The organism is Cellulomonas sp. P4_H12 (assembly GCF_056400905.1).
Genome location: NZ_JBFUKJ010000163.1, coordinates 1 through 508 on the forward strand (window position 1 = coordinate 1; position 508 = coordinate 508).

Annotated in this window: 1 protein-coding gene; it reads right to left on the minus strand. The window is 73.4% G+C overall.

Translation table 11 applies throughout. The features are described 5' to 3' along the window. On the minus strand, positions 1 to 508 hold a 508-nt coding region (locus tag AC1DQC_RS20325; RefSeq protein WP_477053027.1), incomplete at both ends, for an AMP-binding protein.

A 508-nucleotide genomic window follows, 5' to 3' on the forward strand; every position in this document is an offset into this window, starting at 1 on the left:
GGGTGGCTGGGTCGGCGGACCGGAGCCCGTCGGTGCGTGAGCGCACCTCCTCGTCGGCGACGTCCGCGCCCAGGGAGACGAGTTCCTCGACGGCACCGGCGGTGCCGTCGGCGCCCTCGATGCGCAACGTCCGGCGCAGGCTCGGCGCCTCCGCGGCGACGGTCTCGACGGTCCGCTCGTGCTCGGCGTTCTCGACGACGAGCAGGACGGCGGCGGAGTCCTCGAGGATCCAGCGCACCTGCTCGGCGGCCGAGGTCTCGTAGATCGGCACGGTGACGCCGCCCGCGGCCCAGATCGCGAAGTCGACCAGCGGCCACTCGTACCGGGTGGCAGACATCAGGCCGACCCGGTCGCCGGGCTGCACGCCGAGCGCGATCAGTCCCTTGGCGACGGCGGTGACCTGGGAGGCGAACTCGGCCGCGGTCACGTCGGCCCAGGTGCCGCCGGTCTGCCGCTTGAAGATCACCAGGTCGGGACGCTCGGCGGCGTGTTTGAACACCCCGTCCAC